Genomic DNA, 16994 nt, shown 5'->3' on the forward strand with positions numbered 1-16994 from the left:
TTCGGCAGAATTAAAATCCTTAATACAAATACCAAAACTTAAGTAAAACAAATTAATAGCAAAGATTCTTTAGTAAAACGAAGTTTCTTTAGTAATAATAAATATTGCATTAGAAACACTTCTACTTTATATGACAAGTTATATGACTTATATAACAAGCATTAGGTTAAGAAACTCTAATGCAACAATAATAAATTGATTTTAAAATCAAGAACTGGAAATAAGATCAATTTCATTTCTCTACTATTATTCAAATAAGTAGATTAAATGCCCATAACCCTCTTCTTCCATATTTTCCTTAGGGATAAATCGCAATGACGCGCTATTGATACAATATCTCATGCCACCTTTATCCTTTGGTCCATCATTAAATAAATGCCCTAAGTGTGCATTGCCTACTTCACTTCTAACTTCTGTGCGCACCATACCATAACTCTTATCTAAATGCTCTTTAATATTTGTCCCTGCAATAGGTTTTGTAAAGCTAGGCCAACCTGAACCAGAATCAAACTTATCGCGCGATGAAAATAGAGGTTCTCCTGTTGTAATATCAACATAGATTCCATCTGCGTAATTGTTCCAATAAGCATTTCTAAAGGCTGGCTCGGTGGCATTTTTTTGTGTTACATTATATTGCATATCTGTTAGCCTATCACGCAGCTCATTATCACTTAATAACTTATAGCTTTTAGGTGTCGAACTAGCTTTCAAAATAGCATTTGATTTATTAGCACCTAATATTTTGGAGACGCTATTATCAACCGCATTGCTTGCTAATTCAAATTTATCCTCGCCAATATGACAATAGCCATTTGGATTCTTATCAAGATATTTTTGGTGATATTCTTCTGCCTTGTAATAGTTAGTAAGAGGAAGTAACTCAATAGCAATACTCCTACCTTTATATTCCTTTGATAGATTTAGCAATGAATCTCTAGCAATTTGTTCATCTTGAGCTTTGGTAAAGTAAATACCTGTGCGATATTGGGTTCCTCTATCATTACCTTGTTTATTAACAGAAGTAGGGTCTATGATCTTATAATACATGCTAAGCAAAAAAGGCAAACTAACTACATTTGGGTCATATACAATATGAACTGTTTCAGCATGGTTAGTATTACGATATACTACATCTTGATAGCTTGGATTTTGTGTTTTGCCGTTAGCATAACCTACATCTGTGCTAACAACCCCATTAATCTTAGCAAAGTATTTCTCCACACCCCAAAAGCAACCACCTGCAAGATAAATCTCCTCATATCCATTCATATTTTTCTCCAAGTCCTTTGTATTATTTGGCAATCCTATTAATTTTGATTTCGCATCTTGATTAAAATTTTGAGAATCCGAACCCATAATAGAATCCTTATTGCTAACAGCATACAACAAAGCCGCTAATCCAAGAGCTGTAACAACCATAATTACAATACGGTTCATAATTATCCTTTAAACTTACTTATGCTTATGCCTAAGATTACAAAGTCTATTGTATTTTTGCTAATTGACAACAATAATATAAACCATTTGTAGCCAAAATACAAACTATCGTTACAAACCTACGATTGCAAGCTATCCAACAAATAAAAATAGTGAATTTAGCAGTATAAAACATTGAGCTTATCAATTAAAGATTAAAAAGTAAAATATGACAACCCCAAATGCTTAAGCTACATTACGCCTTGCGCTTCCTTTTGCTTTGCTAGTTTCTCAACCTCATAAACAAATACATCTACAATATCCTCTTCTTTTAGCTTAGCTAGCACTTTACCATCTTTAATAATATGCCCTATTTTATTACCAAAGGCAATGGCAATATCAGCATGTTTTGCTTCACCTAGTGCATTTACAGCGCAACCCATTACGCTTACTTGCAATGGGGTTTTAATATGCGTTAGTCTTTGTTCTACTTGCTTTATAGCACTTACTAAATCTGCCTCTATCCTACCACATGTAGGACATGAGACAATAGTAATGCCCTCCTTTTGCCTACCACAATAACGCAAAATACTTTTTGCTAGCTTAATCTCTTCTTCTAACTCCCCTGTGATTGAGCAACGCATAGTATCACCAATACCTTGCATAAGTAGATTCCCTAATGCAATAGAGCTCTTAATCATAGAATGATATATTGTCCCAGCCTCTGTAACACCTAAGTGAAATGGATATGGCACTAGAGGGCGTAATAACTCATAGGCTTCTATTGTGCGCGGAGCATCGCTTGCTTTAAGAGAAATTTTGATATTAGTAAATCCAAAATCCTCTAAAAGCTTGATGTTATACAAAGCAGATTCTATCATGCCCTTAGGAGTTGCACCATATTTTTGCTCAAACTCCTTTTCGAGACTTCCACCATTTACACCAATACGAATGGGAATACCGCGCTCATTGCAAGCATGCGCCACTTCTTTTATCTTCTGCTTTGAGCCGATATTTCCCGGATTGATACGAATACAATCAACATATTCTGACGCAATAAGAGCTAATTTATATTTAAAATGAATATCTGCAACAAGCGGCAAAGAAGTCATTTGTTTTAATGTTTTTAAAGCTAGAGCATCCTCTTTGTTTAGGACTGCTAATCGAACAATATCAGCTCCTGCTAGCTGAAGTCTATCTAGCTGTGCTTTTGTCTCTATGATATTGTGGGTTTTGCTAAATGTCATACTCTGCACACTAATTGGAGCGTCTCCACCAACTGCTACATTCCCAACAAATATTTTTTTAGTTGGATGACGTGGTTTGATTTTTTTTGATTCCATGATTACCTCATAATTTAATTACCAAAGATTTGAAATCTTAGCACAATGCACAAGTTAACTCTAGGCTTAGACAAGCAATATACATCAAAAATTGTATTATTTTTGATAAAATTAGCCCTTATTTTATAAGGAGATATTATTATGAAGATTCTAGTAATACAAGGACCAAATTTAAATATGCTTGGACACAGAGACCCGCGTTTATATGGAACAATGACTCTAGAGCAAATTCACAGCAACATGAAAAGTTTTGCGCAATCTCAAAAAGCTCCAAATGGTGAAAGCATAGATATTGAGTTCTTTCAAACGAACTTTGAGGGAGAAATTATAGATAAATTGCAAGAGTGCATAGGAAGTGATTTTGATGGTATTATTATGAACCCGGGTGGATTATCGCATAACTCCATATCAATAGCAGATGCTATAGTGGCATCTGGGCTACCTGTTGTTGAAGCACATCTAAGTAATATACACGCAAGAGAAATAGAGAGACGCACTAGCGTTACAGGTGCTGTTAGTGTTGGCATGATAGCTGGATTTGGACCACTTAGCTATCATTTATCACTAATTGCCATAATTAATATAGCTGCTGAAATAAAGGAGCTCAAAAAAAATAATCCACAACAAAATGCCTAATTTATAATATAGAATTGTTTTGCCAAATAAATAAGATTCCATATTTTTGAATTGTGGAATCTAAAATATATCTATATCCTCACAATAAAATCAATATACCATCTAATTATAATCTAATATACAAATAATACCACATTTCAAGTCTGATTTGATGAGAATCTATCGTATATAAATAACAATCAAGATAAATGTAATAACTACATTAATATAAAATACATGGCGAACAACAAAGGCTAGCTATATACATGCTAACAGCGTGACTAGTTAATATATATGGCAATTGCAAACAGTATTGCGTCCTTTCTTGCAATATATCTATCTCTCCTTGTGTAAAGCCTCCCTCTGGCCCAATTATTATTCCATCTCTTGCCTGTTTGGCAAGACTTTTAGATGAAATTGATTCTAAAGTTTGTATCTCATGTTTATTGCATTGGTTTGAACTAGTGTGTATAAAGCTAATAGGAGCAAAATCAACAAAGCTTGCTTGCTTATATGATATTAAAACATCTTCTAGATTTTGATATACAGAAATATCCATAGGCTTTATGCGATTGCATTGCATACAAGAGTATTGCAAAATTTTAATAGCCTTTTGCATATTAATAATTCTATTTCTTTGTGAGAAACCAGCATAAAAAAGCACAAGAGATGAAACATTAAAGGCATTAAGGGTTGGCAATATATCATAAATATCTCTTAAATCAATAATGGCTAAAATAAGGCTTAATCCTAGCTTAGAATTTGTATATGTAGAGCATACTTCAGGCGATATAGTATCAATTAACATAAAAGATTCTTGTTTGCTGCGTTTATGGCTTGGCACATGCTGATATACATATAATATATTATCTTGTAAATTTCGCATATGTAAGATCGAACCACTATTAAACCTGCGAACAACAAAGATATAATGGGTATCTTCTGCGCTTAGAGTTATATTAAGATTCTTAGCATCTTTATGATAGAAAAATTGCATTTTTTACCATTTCATAATTATAGGGCTAATTTATACCACGCTATGCAAGCAATATGCAGCATCAAGAATGTAATATATATAATCTTGCATTGTTTAACATATTTCTGCATGCCTTGTCTGCTTGTCTTAGATTTCCTAAGTGTTCTAATACGATATATCTCTCCTGATATAAATATTATAAACAACATAATCATGCTAGCAATCTTAATATCAGACTCAAAGCCCCTCATTGCTAGCAAGAAGATTCCACTAGATAATGCCACACTTAACAATAATAATGTAATTGGCATGATTAAAAAAACTTTATGATTAAGTTGCAAGAAAGTTTTAGATAAAAATAAAACATATAAATAGGCAATATAGGGCAACAATAACAAGCAGGCAAATATTTCATGTATAAAGATTCCTTGCAAATATCCTTGTGTCCCAGAAATGACTATATCATCAATATCCATATTCACCTCAACTAACAGAATCTAAAAACAATCAAAGACAAAAGATTTGATTACTTTCGCATTCAAGTCGCACGCGCCCAGCATTACAAATCTTAGAAAACATCTCTTCCCCTACACCAATAGCAGATGGCAATAAAAGCTCTGAAGCTCGTATAGCCATATGAGAATTTGCCCCTCCATAGCAAGTAATTAACCCAGCGATATTTTTAGTAAATAAATAATCAAAACCCGGATCAGCAGATGGAATACAAACAATCTTGCCTTCAAGCGAAATATCATCATCACTAGATTCTACAATACTAACAATATCAGACATAACAGTTTTGTTAGTGATAAAATTAGGAATAGTGCTTGTTACATAGAAACCAAAAATATCTTTACCATGCAAAATCAAAGGCGGCAGTTTCAATGCCGTAGTTAGCTCGAATTCTTGCTTATGAGATTCTATCTCGCTTAAAAATCTCTCCTTTGGGCTATCTTTATATAACGAAGAATATAAGGACAAAATGCTCTTAATATCCAAATGCGACATATCGTTAGCACTTATACCAAGGTTATCTCCTAATTCTTTAATAAGACTTAGCACTTTTGAGAGAAGTTTAGAAAATTCAAATTTCACAGCTTCCCTACCCTCAATCACAATCTTAAAGAATCTAAATAAGCCCTCTGCATTAATATTAAGCCCGTTTTCACGAAGTATCCTATCTAACTCTTGTATTCTATCTTTAGATAGGCTAAATTGAGATTCAAATGGCGAAGCTAAATCTTTATTAGTAGATATTGAAGTTATATTATTGTTTTCAAAAGTGGTGTTCAATTTGATATTACCAAAATATCCCTCAAAATTTTCATCATAACGTGGAGACAATATATTATAGCTACCAGCTCGCAGATGTCCATATTTTTGTAAGAATAATTCTAATCCCATTTGATTGATATGTTGTATATCATAGGATAGCTCCTTGCTAATAGTCTTTAGAGAGGCTAAGAAATCTTGCTTTTCTTTATGGCTAAGAAAGTTTATCTCAACTAGAGAATTTAATATTTGCATAGCAACAAATGCAGCCCTTGCTACTCCAGCAAAAGGCAGAGTTCCAAACCTTTTACAATCCTCAATAAGCCAATAAATCTTATCATATAGAGGTAGATTTGAATTTATGATTCTCTCATATCTACTATTAAGCTCTTTTACTCGTGATAAATCCTTAACATAATAGCCATTATTAGGAACAATGATATTATTTGTAAGATCTAATAAACAAAACTCAATACGTTTTATTTCATTTTCATTAAAACCATGACAGAGGAGTTTGTTGAGCTTTGAAGAGATATTTAAATCATAGCAAGAAAGCACAATATCAAACTCAACTTTATCATGTAGCTGTGGCTTTTTGGCAAGCGAATCCAAATAATAATTTGCTAGTTTATTGGCAATTATAGAATCTAGATTCTTAGGTATAAAGGAATTAAAGGATACTCTAACATCGATATATGGAATGCCCAAGAATGAGTGCATAAGCGGATATGATCTAAGGTTACGATAGCCATAATTATCACGTTGATATGCCCAAATGCAATCTGTAACAAGCTCCTTGTAAAGGCTAAGGGCTAATCTTTTAGGCTTCAAGCCAATGATTTCTGCTGGATTCCAATCAGGCATAACGCCAAACATAGCTCTATCACCAAATATATGCGGATGTTTATCACTCATTGCATCAATTCGCTTTGATAGCCTCTCTAATGCTCTTAGCTTGATGTTGTCAAATAGATTTGGCTTATTATCCATGACAAGCGATCTAACCTGCAAACAATACAGCTTAAAATCACTCATACTAGATTCAATATTGGACATAGAATCTAGGCTATATTTTTGAGCATGTGTGCAATATGTGTCTTTAAAATTTTGCAATGAAGGTTGCATACTAGTAGAGCTATGCAAGTCTTTTGCGTTAGCTACAAAGGCAAACTCAACATCTAATGCCCTGCAATCAAATATTATTTCTAGCTCTCTCATCATAGAAATTACGCGTTGAAGCAATAATGGTGGATTTGGCGCAAGAGAGCTCTCTTTAGAATCCCTATAATAATAAAATGTTTGTATATTGCTAGAATTACCGCTTGTAACAGCTTCATTAGAACCACTACAATCATAGCTAATACAAAAATATGGCGCACCATTATCCTTATCAATACTAAAGGCAACCCCACACATCGCAATATTTTCTAGCATTGGTTGAATAAGAATCTCATCATCAACACTTGGCATGGAATGCCCAACTTCATATAAAGCCTCTTTAAGCTTATCTATTCTGTCTAAGCTAATATTGGGGATACTAAGAAATGCGCCTGCATTTGATTCCTTAGTGCTATCTTCACAGATAGAAGATGAACGAATAATAAGCTTTTTAGCCTCTAAATTTAATATTCGCTCATAAACCACCTCAAAATTAGAATCCAGCTCTCTTAAATTTGTAATACATAAAGGTAAAATTTTGGCTTGTTGTAATATCCCTGTAAGGTTTTTTAGATTCATAGCTTTGGTGCTAAATGTAAGCATTTGCATTCCTTATTCTAATCAAATGGATAATAAATTTATATTAGGCTATTGTTATGTCATTTATTATTTGTGAGTATGTCTTGGAATTGCTTATAATATTTCCATGAGCTAACAATATCTGGTCTTAGCTTGCAAACATCTTGAAACTCATAATCAAAAATTTCTTTTAACTTGATAGACAAATCCATATTTTCTTTAAGATATTCCAAAACTTGTTCCTCATTTACTAGATGACTTGATTCTATCTTTACTCTCTCATCTAATGCAAGTAAAAATTCCCTCATATACTCTTTGCAGGCATTTTGCAAACTTGCATTGCCCTGTAATATTGCATAATCTCCATAAGATATATATATATATATATATCAGATTGTGCAATGTCGCATAGTATTTCTTGTGTAATATCTTTAAGCAAATCTTTAGAATCTTTCATATCATTAAATATAGATTTTTTATTGTTAAGATTAGAATCTTTGCTTATTATTAATCTAATTCCACCTTCACCAGCCTCATCTATAATATGATCTCGCTTATATACTTGATAATACAAAATACTACATTCAGGGCTAAGCCTCCTACCAATATGTTTTGGATGTGCATATAGAGTAAGCGGAAGCATTTTTGAGCTAGAATCCCATATTGTGCTTTCAAAAAATGGCTTATCCTTTAGCTGTGGCTTAGGAAGGGATAATTTTTCACTTAAATCATTCATAGTATGCCAAACTCTATCTTTAGTAATTTCACTCATGTCCATATAAATAATTTCACTTGCATTTGGAAGTTTCTCTACAAGAGAAAAGCATAGAAAAATGTCATTGATAGTAAAAAAATGTTTAATAGATTCAGGGCTTGGGAATTTGCGTTGAGTTTCTATCTTATCTCCATGATATGAAACTCTATTTAAAATCTTGCTTGGATCATGCATTAGAGTAAATTCATTGCTTCTATGCTCCCACCAATCAACGCCATGATTCACATAGCCCTTTATGCGAGAAATTGGATCCCTTAATAAGATGATTACAGGCACTCTAGCATTAGTTAATGAGAAAAATTTACTTAACTCTTTATCAGTATAACAACCATGCCCCGGATTACCATATATAATTAGCTTGCTATGTGTCTTTTGTGCGGCGTTATAATATTGTGCTCCATAGTAATTTGATATATTTTTATGATATTGAGGTGACCATGGATTAGGAGTTAAAATATCTGCGCTTCGCTCTAGGAACAAGCTCAATGCCTGCCCGCCTGAAACTCCATTATAAAGTAGAATTCCATTATAATTGTTGGGTATCTTTTTATTGCAAATCCAAAGGATTTTATAATATTGCATCATAATCTTCCAACTTCGCTTAATATAAGCATACTTAAGCGATTTAAATATCCCCTTTTCTCTTAAGATTTTTATTGCTTTAGAGTTTTTTATACCCATATATACCTCATTGCTTTATCGCATTTGCTTAAATATCAATCAAAATACATCAAGACTTTGCAATCAACATTATAGCAAAAGTTGGCTATAATATTTGGTTAGGACAAATAAGGGGCTTAGATGTTTAGGGTTGTGCATATTGTTACAAGCGACAATGGCGGGGCTGGAAGGGCTTGTGTAAGGCTACATTCTGCACTGCTTAAAGCTGGCTTAGAATCATTTATCATTACCAAAAACAAATCAAGCAACTTAAATAACATACAAGAACTAAAGCAATCTAAATTCAATAAATCATTAACCAAATCTATACGCAATATATCATTATTGCCATTTAGATCATCTATCAAGAAAGCAAGTGATTATTTTTCTCCAAATATCAATATCCCATTTTTAAGCGATAACAATAAATCCTTGTTGCAACAAATAGATTCTATATCACCAGATATTATTCATTTGCATTGGATTGAGGGGGGATTTGTAAATATCCATAGCCTAGCCTCTATTACAAAGCCAATAATATGGAGTTTGCACGATGAGAATGCCTATACAGGTGGTTGCCATTATGTAGCTAATGGTTGCAATGAAAATATGTTTAAATGCAAACTATGCCCGCTATTACCAAAGCCTAGCAGAGTTAGCTATCTGACATTTATAAATAAGCAAGAAACCTATAAAAAAATAAACATAACAATCAATGGATTATCTAGTTGGATTGCCACAAGGGCTAAAGAATCTCTACTTTTACAAGACAAGTCAATAATAAACTTACCAAATCCAATTGACACAAATTTATATAAACCACTTAATAAAGCTTTTGCAAGAAAGGCTCTATGTATAGATAGCAATAAGATTCTATTAGCATTTGGTGCTATTGGCGGATCATCAATAAAACGTAAAGGATTTGCCCAATTAAAGGCTGCTTTAGAAATGCTAAATGATAAGAATAAATATGAGCTAGTTGTCTTTGGCGGACAAAGTCAAGATATAGATGGGATAAATGTGATAAACCTAGATGTATTGCATGATGATGCTACATTAGTGCTACTTTATAATGCTTGTGATATATTCATTCAGCCATCTCTAGCAGAGAATCTTAGCAATGCCATTATGGAATCTCTCTCTTGTGGCACGCCCGTTATAGCGTTTAATATCGGCGGAAATATGGATATGATCAATCATAAGATAAATGGCTATCTAGCAAAACCACTAGATGCAAAAGATTTAAGCAATGGCATAGAATGGTTTGCTAATCTTAATTTAGAACAAAAAGAAGATATATCAAATAATGCTAGAAATTCTATCTTAAGTAAATTTGACTATAAAGTAGTAGCCCCTATGTATATAGCCGTATATAAAGAAATGCTGGGGGGGGGGGGGGTAATCCCTCTATTATCCTTTAGTTTTACTAGTTTTAATGCTACTTACTCGCTATATTTAATATTAATTTTTAACTATCTATCCTTAAATAATCTGCTTCATATAATATCTCAATATATAAACAAAATAAATATACTGCATTCATATCAGCTAAATTTAGTGGATTCTTATGATTAGCATAAAAAGAATCCTAAAAATAATAGGCAAAGCTTTAAAAAACGCATTATTTATACTTTGTGTTAGACATGCTCCAAAGCAAATAAAAAAAGATTCAATAATTATTATAAAAACAGATTCTATTGGTGATTATTTACTTTTTCGCAACTTCATACCCGAAATTCGCCTAGCATATCCTAAATATTCAATTACCTTATTAGGAAATATCGCATGGAAAACCTTAAGCAAGAGTCTTGATAGCAATTATATAGATGAATTTATCTGGATTGATAAAGGAAGATTTCCTAAGAAATACTTGCATACAATAATCAAATTACACAAGATTCAATATAGTTGCTATGATATATTAATTAATCCTCTGCACTCTCGCGATGAAACAAGCGAGTTAATAGCAAAATATATATTTGCTAACTCAAAATATACATCTCAAGGAGATTGTATAAATCTGCAATCAGATGCAAAGCAAAAAGCAGATCTAATATATACTAAGCTTTTTCCAAGTAGTAAATCTATTTTGTTTGAATTTTATCGCAATCAAGAATTTTTTGAAAATTTTTTAAATAAAAAGCTATCAATAAAGCTTTGTATAGAATCTAAAATAAAAACACAAAACCATCATATAAAAAAGACAATAGAACAAGGAGAATATGCCACATTATTCATTGGAGCAAACGCAATATATCGCAAATGGAGTATGGATCACTTTGCTAAAGTGGCATGCTATCTTGCTAGACATAATATGAATATTATTATTTGTGGAGGTAAGGAAGATTTGGAAAATTCAAACTTATTAGTCTCAATAATAAGCAAAAGCATAAAAGATATGCCATTAGGAAATGATTCAAAACAGCCAAACAAAACAAATTTAAATATAACAAACCTAGTAGGACAAACAACGTTAAATGAGCTTGCACAGATAGTTCAAAATGCAAGCATGCTTATCTCAAATGAAACGGGTTGCGCACATTTAGGGGCAATTATTGGAATACCCACATTTGTAATATCAAATGGAAATCACTTAGGTAGATTTACCCCTTATCCTAAAGCCTTGCAAAAGATATATTATGCCATATATCCAAAATCCATTATGCAGGCCATAAATAACGAAAAAGCTTATATGGACTTATGCCAAAGCTTTGCATTTAGGAGTAATTTAGCAATTAATGAAATTAATGCAGATTGTGTAATTAGCACTATAGAATCATTTTTATGTAATCTAAAAACTAGCAAGCAAGCAATACTTAATTAATTGACATAAATATCCAAATCCAATAATCATAAGACTATAAGATTTTTGCTCTAATGCTACAACTAGAATCTACAATCTCTATAATGTCATCTGTAGCTAAGCTTGAAACTTTAGTTGGCTTATTATCTTTTAAGATTTGGGCGAATCCAAGCTTGAGATTCTTACTTGGATTTAAACTATCTAGTAAGGATTCTAAATGCTTTAGCTCCTCTTTCTTACGCAATAAAGACTGAAGAAGCAAACTTTCACATTGCTTTAGCATAGTTGGTGATAATTGCGAATTCTTTTTATAAAAAAAATGGCGATAAGATTGAGTAACACGATGTTGGATAAATCTTAGAATCATTGATTTATGTCTAATTAGCCCTTTGGTCTGATTTGGAAGAGCTATTTGGTAAAATTTAAGCTCATCTCTCATACTAGAGATTTTATTTGATGGAGACATTATGCTTAGCTGCTCATAACAATGCAATAGAGCTTGACGGCGAGCATACAAGAAAAATTTTAGACTGTCCTTTAGAATCTGCTTATGAGTAAGAATAGATTGCTTATATCTCATTATACTTCTAAGCGGGTGAAAAATATTTATCTTATCATAAATGACTTGCAAAGATTTAGCTTTTCTCTCTACTAGACTTTGCATACTATGCCTTAAATGATTTTCTAAGTCTAGCATTTGCATTAATAATGCGTTCTTGTCTGGAAGTATCATTTCCATAGCAGCACTAGGAGTAGGAGCACGCAAATCGGCTACATAATCGCTAAGCAAATAATCAATCTCATGTCCAATAGCAGACACAACAAGAGTCTTGCAAGCAAAGATAGCATCTAAAACCTCAATTTCATTAAAATTCCATAAATCCTCAATGCTGCCACCACCACGCGCTAAGACTATAATATCAGCCCTTAGGCTATCAGCATATTGTATATTCTTAGCAATACTAAACTTAGCTTTAGCTCCTTGTGTTAGCGTATCAATTAGAATAAACTCTAAAGCATTAAATCTATTCTTGGCTATTTTTATCATGTCTTGCAGTGCTGCAGAAGTGCGGCTAGTAAGCAATATAACTCTCTTTGGGAATCTAGGTAAAGGTTTATTTTTGGAAAAATAATTTTTCTTTTGTAGCTCATTTTTTAGAGCGTCATACTTAGCCTTTAATAATCCCTCTCCATCATAGTATATACTTTGAATATTTAGACTATATGTCCCTCTTGGCTCATAAACGCTAAGTTTGCCTTTAACAATAATCTTATCGCCATTTTTTAACTTATCTGCATAATTCCTAGCATTGCTACGAAATAAAGTACAAGCAATCACTGAAGAAGTATCCTTGAGGCTAAAATAAACATGCCCACTACTATGTTTAACTAAGCCACTAATCTCGCCAGTTACCGCAAGAAGACCAAAATCATTTTCTAACAAAGCCTTGATTTGAATAGTTAAATCACTGACTTCAAATATATGCTGACCATCTATACTTGATTTATACAAACCAACAAAACTATCATCAAAATTATTTGTAGATAAAGAATTCAAAATAATCTCCACAAAATAACTAAAATCATATCATTCATTACGTAATACCTGTAATACATCTATCTTGCTAGCCTTCATGGCTGGATAATAAGAAGATAAACATACTATAAATAATGCTCCAATCATAGTTCCTATAAAATCACTCATTAAAAGCTCAATAGGAAGCCTAGAAACTCCATACACGTCAACAGGCAATGAAATAATAGGAAATGTTTTTAGAATCCACATAACAACAAATGCCATAATGACGCCAAACAAAATGCCGCTACCACCAATAACAACACCCAATCTAAAAAATAGTTTTTTTATATCTTTATTGCTTGCTCCAAGACTAATAAGCAATGCGATTTCTTTGCGTCTATTCATAACAACCATAAGTAAGGAGCTTATAATATTTAAACTTGCCATAAGTATAATCAACATAAGCACTAAAAAAAGTGATTTTTTTTCTAATTCCATAGCTGAAAAGAAATTGCCATTTTGCTCCCACCAACCTTGTGCTTCAGCATATAGAGCTACCCCAGACATAGACTCATATTCCTTTAATGCCTGATTGATTAATACAATATCTTGCATAGAATCTTGAGAATATATATGAAAGCCATCATATATATTATCCTTTATGCCACGAATCAATCTTAAAGCCTCAAATGAAGTATAAGCTATAGAGTTGTCATAGTTCTTTAAACCACTTGAAAAGGTGGCATCTACAATGAATTTCTTTATCTTTGGAGTCAAGGCTAAACCTGTTGGAGCTAAGTCTGTGAATATAAATGTAGCTTTTTCACCTGATTGAATATTTAAAGCATGATAGAGATTCTCACCCAATAATACCGAAAAAGTATCGCTAAAGCTTGTGGCTTGGCTACTTTGTATTACCTGATTTGCCATCCTTTCTCGCTCTAGGTCTATGCCATATACAACTAATGGATATATCTCATTACCCTCTCTAACAATTGCTTGAGTTTGTATATAAGGGCTAAACTGCATATTTGGAAATTTGCGCTCTAAAAATATCAGTAAATCTTCTTTTAATCCACGATTAGAGGTAGAAAATATAGTAATTGGATAATTCATAATAAAGAGCTTGCGCTCAAACTCCTGTATCATTCCATTCATGATTCCCATTGTTACCAATAAAACCATAACTCCAACACCAACACCTAAAAATGCCAAAATAGCAGTTACAGAAATAAAAGGCTGTGTTTTATCAAATCGAAGATACCGATATAAGATAAAACTAATTAGCTTGTGATTTGACATAATACTACCTTTGATTATAAGCTAGATTCTATCATGTTATATTGATATATTGTGAATCGCACTCACTTAAGAAGTAAAGGCAGCAAAATAAAATTAAGTAATATTAGCTAACTCACAAGACTTTTTGTTTATGTCCTTAGTAAAATCCCTAACACAAAACAATTAAAGGGAAGTTTCTGGGCTCTAAAAAAGCTAGAAAACGATTTTATACAATTCTAAGATATTTATACTTGCATTAATCTTTGTGGATTGTATGCTCACATACTTTGTAAATGTATTCTCTACCTTTAAGAGTTAAATATTGCATTTCCACATATTGTAGGTTTTGATTGTGTATTATAGATTTACTTTTGCAAAAAACTTGCCATTATACTTTGCCTTATAAGGTATTGTATAAATTCATAGAATGGGGTATTAAACTAAACTTATGAGTGCCCTTACATTTTTAACTTTAGCCTATTTGTCCTATTTTAAGTTCTCAACTACTATCAAGTCAAATTCTTGTATTAATCTTTTTTGATATTGCTACTCCTTTCAATAGATTTTATTCAACCTCCTTTGTGTTTTAGTAAGGTTTTTTTTAAAAGCCTTGTTTTATCTTCCTTACTTTTTAAGATTCTCCTACTTTGCTTTCTTTGAAGCCTTTTAAAAATGTTGTAGTATTTTTAATATTAATGCTTTTATCAACTCTTTATTGCTTAGTGCAGTCATTAATGTTTATCAATTCTAATGCAAGATTTTACTTTTAAATCTATTTTTGTCTCTGTCTTTTTTGTCTAAGTCTGTGTTTTTATTCTCTTGCTAGAGATTTAGGCAAATATTATAATTGTAAATGAAGCATTGATAATAAAAGCTTTCTTTGTGCTTTGTTAGGGATAAATTCTATATAAAGCCTTTAGTTATTTGTATTTAATCTCTCTTGATTTGCTTTTTCTTTTTAGATGATTATCCTCTATACCTTAATTTTTTACATATTTCTTTAAAACTTCTAATTAATAGCTTGTGCTCTAAAAATATTCTTTCCATAGATATTTTCTAAGTTATGTAATTCTTTTTTTTAATAAGCTTACTGCTTAGCTATTTTGTAAGCATTAAACTCACATCCAATCAATAATTTTTGCCACCTCTAGAACTTTTGTGCATTTGATTTGTCCTTTATAGCCTGTAGGAATATTTGGCACTATTGCATGGCTAAATCCAAAATTTGCCAGTTCTTTTAAACGCGCATCAAGTCCACCCACCTCTCTAATATCTCCAATTAAACTTACTTCACCAATAAATGCTGTGCTAGATTTTAATGCTCTATTCTTGTAACTTGACAAAATACTAGCAATAAGAGCCAAATCAGCACTTGTTTCATTTATCTTGATTCCGCCCGTAACATTAATAAATACATCATATCTACCAAGATGAATGCCCATTTTTTTCTCAAGCAATGCTAATAGCATATTCAAACGATTGCTATCAAAGCCATTTGATAATCGCTTTGGAATCCCAAATTCATTTTCACAAGTAAGGGCTTGAATCTCTACAACTATACATCTACTTCCCTCCATTATCGCAGCTGCTGCACTGCCGGGCATATCTTTTTTTACATTAAAGAATTTCTTCATTGCCTCATTTGCGCTAACTAGCCCATGTTCTTTCATCTCAAAGATTCCAATCTCGCTTGTCGCACCAAAACGATTCTTAAATCCCCTTAAAATCTTTAGCTCATTGCTTCTCTCTCCCTCAAAATACAATACACAATCTACCATATGCTCAAGCACCCTAGGACCTGCTATTTGACCATCTTTTGTAATATGACCAATGATAAAAATGGTAATATTTCGACTTTTTGCAAGTCTCATAAGCTCAAAGGTAATCTCTCTAACTTGTGATACAGATCCAGGTGCAGCAGATAGATTTGGTGAAAATAATGTCTGTATGGAATCAATAATGCAAACCTCAAAATGGCTATTTGTTAAGGTTTCTTTAATCTCTAAGATACTTATTTCACTCAATAAATATAGGTTATCACTTAAAGCTTGGCAACGCTTAGCTCGATTATGAATCTGGCTTAGACTCTCTTCACCGCTAACATATAGCACCTTCTTTGAATTTTTGTAGTTGCTTATACCATTGCTATCCAAGCCATTTGCCAAACCCCCTGCTATCTTTAAAAGCAATGTAGACTTACCAACACCAGGACTACCTCCTACAAGATATAGCCCACCGCTAACAATACCACCACCAAGCACAATATCTAATTCGCTTTGTGTGGAACTAAATCTATCAATATTTTCCTCTTGTATTTGCGTTATAGGTAATGCCCTTACACTAGAATTCTTTACATAGCCACCTGATTGTAAAAGGGCATAATTGGTAGGATTTACTTGCTCCTTTAGCTCTGTAAAACTCTCCCAAGCATAACAATTTGGACATTTTCCAAGCCATTTGCTGCTTTGCCAACCACAATGTTGGCATTCATAGATGTTGGATTGTTTTTTTGATTTCACTACAAACCTCTTTTGGATTTATTAAGATTGATTGTAACATTCATAGCATAAAGTTTTGTTTATTCACTATTGCATATT

Annotated in this window: 13 protein-coding genes and 1 pseudogene; 3 read left to right on the forward strand and 11 right to left on the reverse strand. The window is 32.4% G+C overall.

Translation table 11 applies throughout. The annotated features are described in order from the left end of the window. Positions 1–246: 246 nt before the first annotated feature. The gene (msrB, locus tag LS73_RS06025) at positions 247–1437 is read right to left on the reverse strand and encodes a peptide-methionine (R)-S-oxide reductase MsrB (RefSeq protein WP_233708894.1); all 1191 of its coding nucleotides are present in this window, start codon (positions 1435–1437) and stop codon (positions 247–249) included. A 230-nt stretch (positions 1438–1667) separates the two neighbouring features. Next, on the reverse strand, positions 1668–2759 hold the full coding sequence (gene ispG / locus LS73_RS06030) for a flavodoxin-dependent (E)-4-hydroxy-3-methylbut-2-enyl-diphosphate synthase (RefSeq protein ID WP_034557899.1): 1092 nt from the start codon (positions 2757–2759) through the stop codon (positions 1668–1670). Between the two features lie 141 nt (positions 2760–2900). On the opposite strand from ispG, the gene aroQ reads away from it, so the two are divergent. Beyond that, complete coding sequence (aroQ, locus tag LS73_RS06035; RefSeq protein WP_034557900.1) at positions 2901–3395, forward strand: type II 3-dehydroquinate dehydratase; 495 nt, start codon at positions 2901–2903, stop codon at positions 3393–3395. A 202-nt stretch (positions 3396–3597) separates the two neighbouring features. Here aroQ and LS73_RS06040 read toward each other — a convergent pair whose 3' ends face one another. From LS73_RS06040 to LS73_RS10440, 5 genes are read right to left on the reverse strand one after another with little or no spacing between them, the layout of a single operon-like run. Further along, entirely contained in the window at positions 3598–4371 is a 774-nt protein-coding gene (locus LS73_RS06040; RefSeq protein ID WP_034557901.1) for an RsmE family RNA methyltransferase, read from the reverse strand. A 17-nt stretch (positions 4372–4388) separates the two neighbouring features. After that, the gene (locus LS73_RS06045) at positions 4389–4826 is read right to left on the reverse strand and encodes a hypothetical protein (protein WP_052089594.1); all 438 of its coding nucleotides are present in this window, start codon (positions 4824–4826) and stop codon (positions 4389–4391) included. A gap of 31 nt (positions 4827–4857) precedes the next feature. After that, on the reverse strand, positions 4858–7389 hold the full coding sequence (locus tag LS73_RS06050) for a PEP-utilizing enzyme (protein WP_034557902.1): 2532 nt from the start codon (positions 7387–7389) through the stop codon (positions 4858–4860). A gap of 50 nt (positions 7390–7439) precedes the next feature. Continuing rightward, complete coding sequence (locus LS73_RS10435) at positions 7440–7691, reverse strand: DUF2972 domain-containing protein (protein ID WP_267891703.1); 252 nt, start codon at positions 7689–7691, stop codon at positions 7440–7442. Then, the gene (locus LS73_RS10440; RefSeq protein ID WP_034557904.1) at positions 7664–8815 is read right to left on the reverse strand and encodes a DUF2972 domain-containing protein; all 1152 of its coding nucleotides are present in this window, start codon (positions 8813–8815) and stop codon (positions 7664–7666) included. Before LS73_RS10440 ends, LS73_RS10435 begins: the two co-directional genes overlap by 28 nt. 120 nt (positions 8816–8935) lie before the next feature. Here LS73_RS10440 and LS73_RS06065 point away from each other — a divergent pair, with 120 nt between their 5' ends. Together LS73_RS06065 and LS73_RS06070 are read left to right on the forward strand one after the other, a co-directional pair. Further along, on the forward strand, positions 8936–10369 hold the full coding sequence (locus LS73_RS06065) for a glycosyltransferase (protein WP_138070000.1): 1434 nt from the start codon (positions 8936–8938) through the stop codon (positions 10367–10369). Continuing rightward, the gene (locus tag LS73_RS06070; RefSeq protein WP_052089576.1) at positions 10362–11618 is read left to right on the forward strand and encodes a glycosyltransferase family 9 protein; all 1257 of its coding nucleotides are present in this window, start codon (positions 10362–10364) and stop codon (positions 11616–11618) included. Before LS73_RS06065 ends, LS73_RS06070 begins: the two co-directional genes overlap by 8 nt. A 34-nt stretch (positions 11619–11652) precedes the next feature. Here the strand turns inward: LS73_RS06070 and xseA are convergent, their stop codons facing one another. The 4 genes and pseudogenes from xseA to radA form a co-directional block, all read right to left on the reverse strand. Further along, positions 11653–13155 (reverse strand): exodeoxyribonuclease VII large subunit, encoded by a 1503-nt coding sequence (gene xseA / locus LS73_RS06075; RefSeq protein WP_233708895.1) that lies wholly within the window; start codon positions 13153–13155, stop codon positions 11653–11655. A 30-nt stretch (positions 13156–13185) separates the two neighbouring features. Next, positions 13186–14418, reverse strand: coding sequence for an ABC transporter permease (locus LS73_RS06080; RefSeq protein WP_034557779.1), 1233 nt, complete (start codon positions 14416–14418; stop codon positions 13186–13188). Between the two features lie 537 nt (positions 14419–14955). After that, positions 14956–15083, reverse strand: a pseudogene (locus LS73_RS10625) (RNA-guided endonuclease InsQ/TnpB family protein); the annotation flags it as partial. A 432-nt stretch (positions 15084–15515) separates the two neighbouring features. After that, positions 15516–16916: a DNA repair protein RadA gene (radA, locus tag LS73_RS06085; RefSeq protein ID WP_034557777.1), complete on the reverse strand. Its 1401-nt coding sequence runs from the start codon at positions 16914–16916 to the stop codon at positions 15516–15518. Positions 16917–16994 lie beyond the last annotated feature (78 nt).

Origin of the sequence: Helicobacter muridarum (assembly GCF_000765805.2) — a bacterium.
GTDB lineage: Bacteria > Campylobacterota > Campylobacteria > Campylobacterales > Helicobacteraceae > Helicobacter_A > Helicobacter_A muridarum.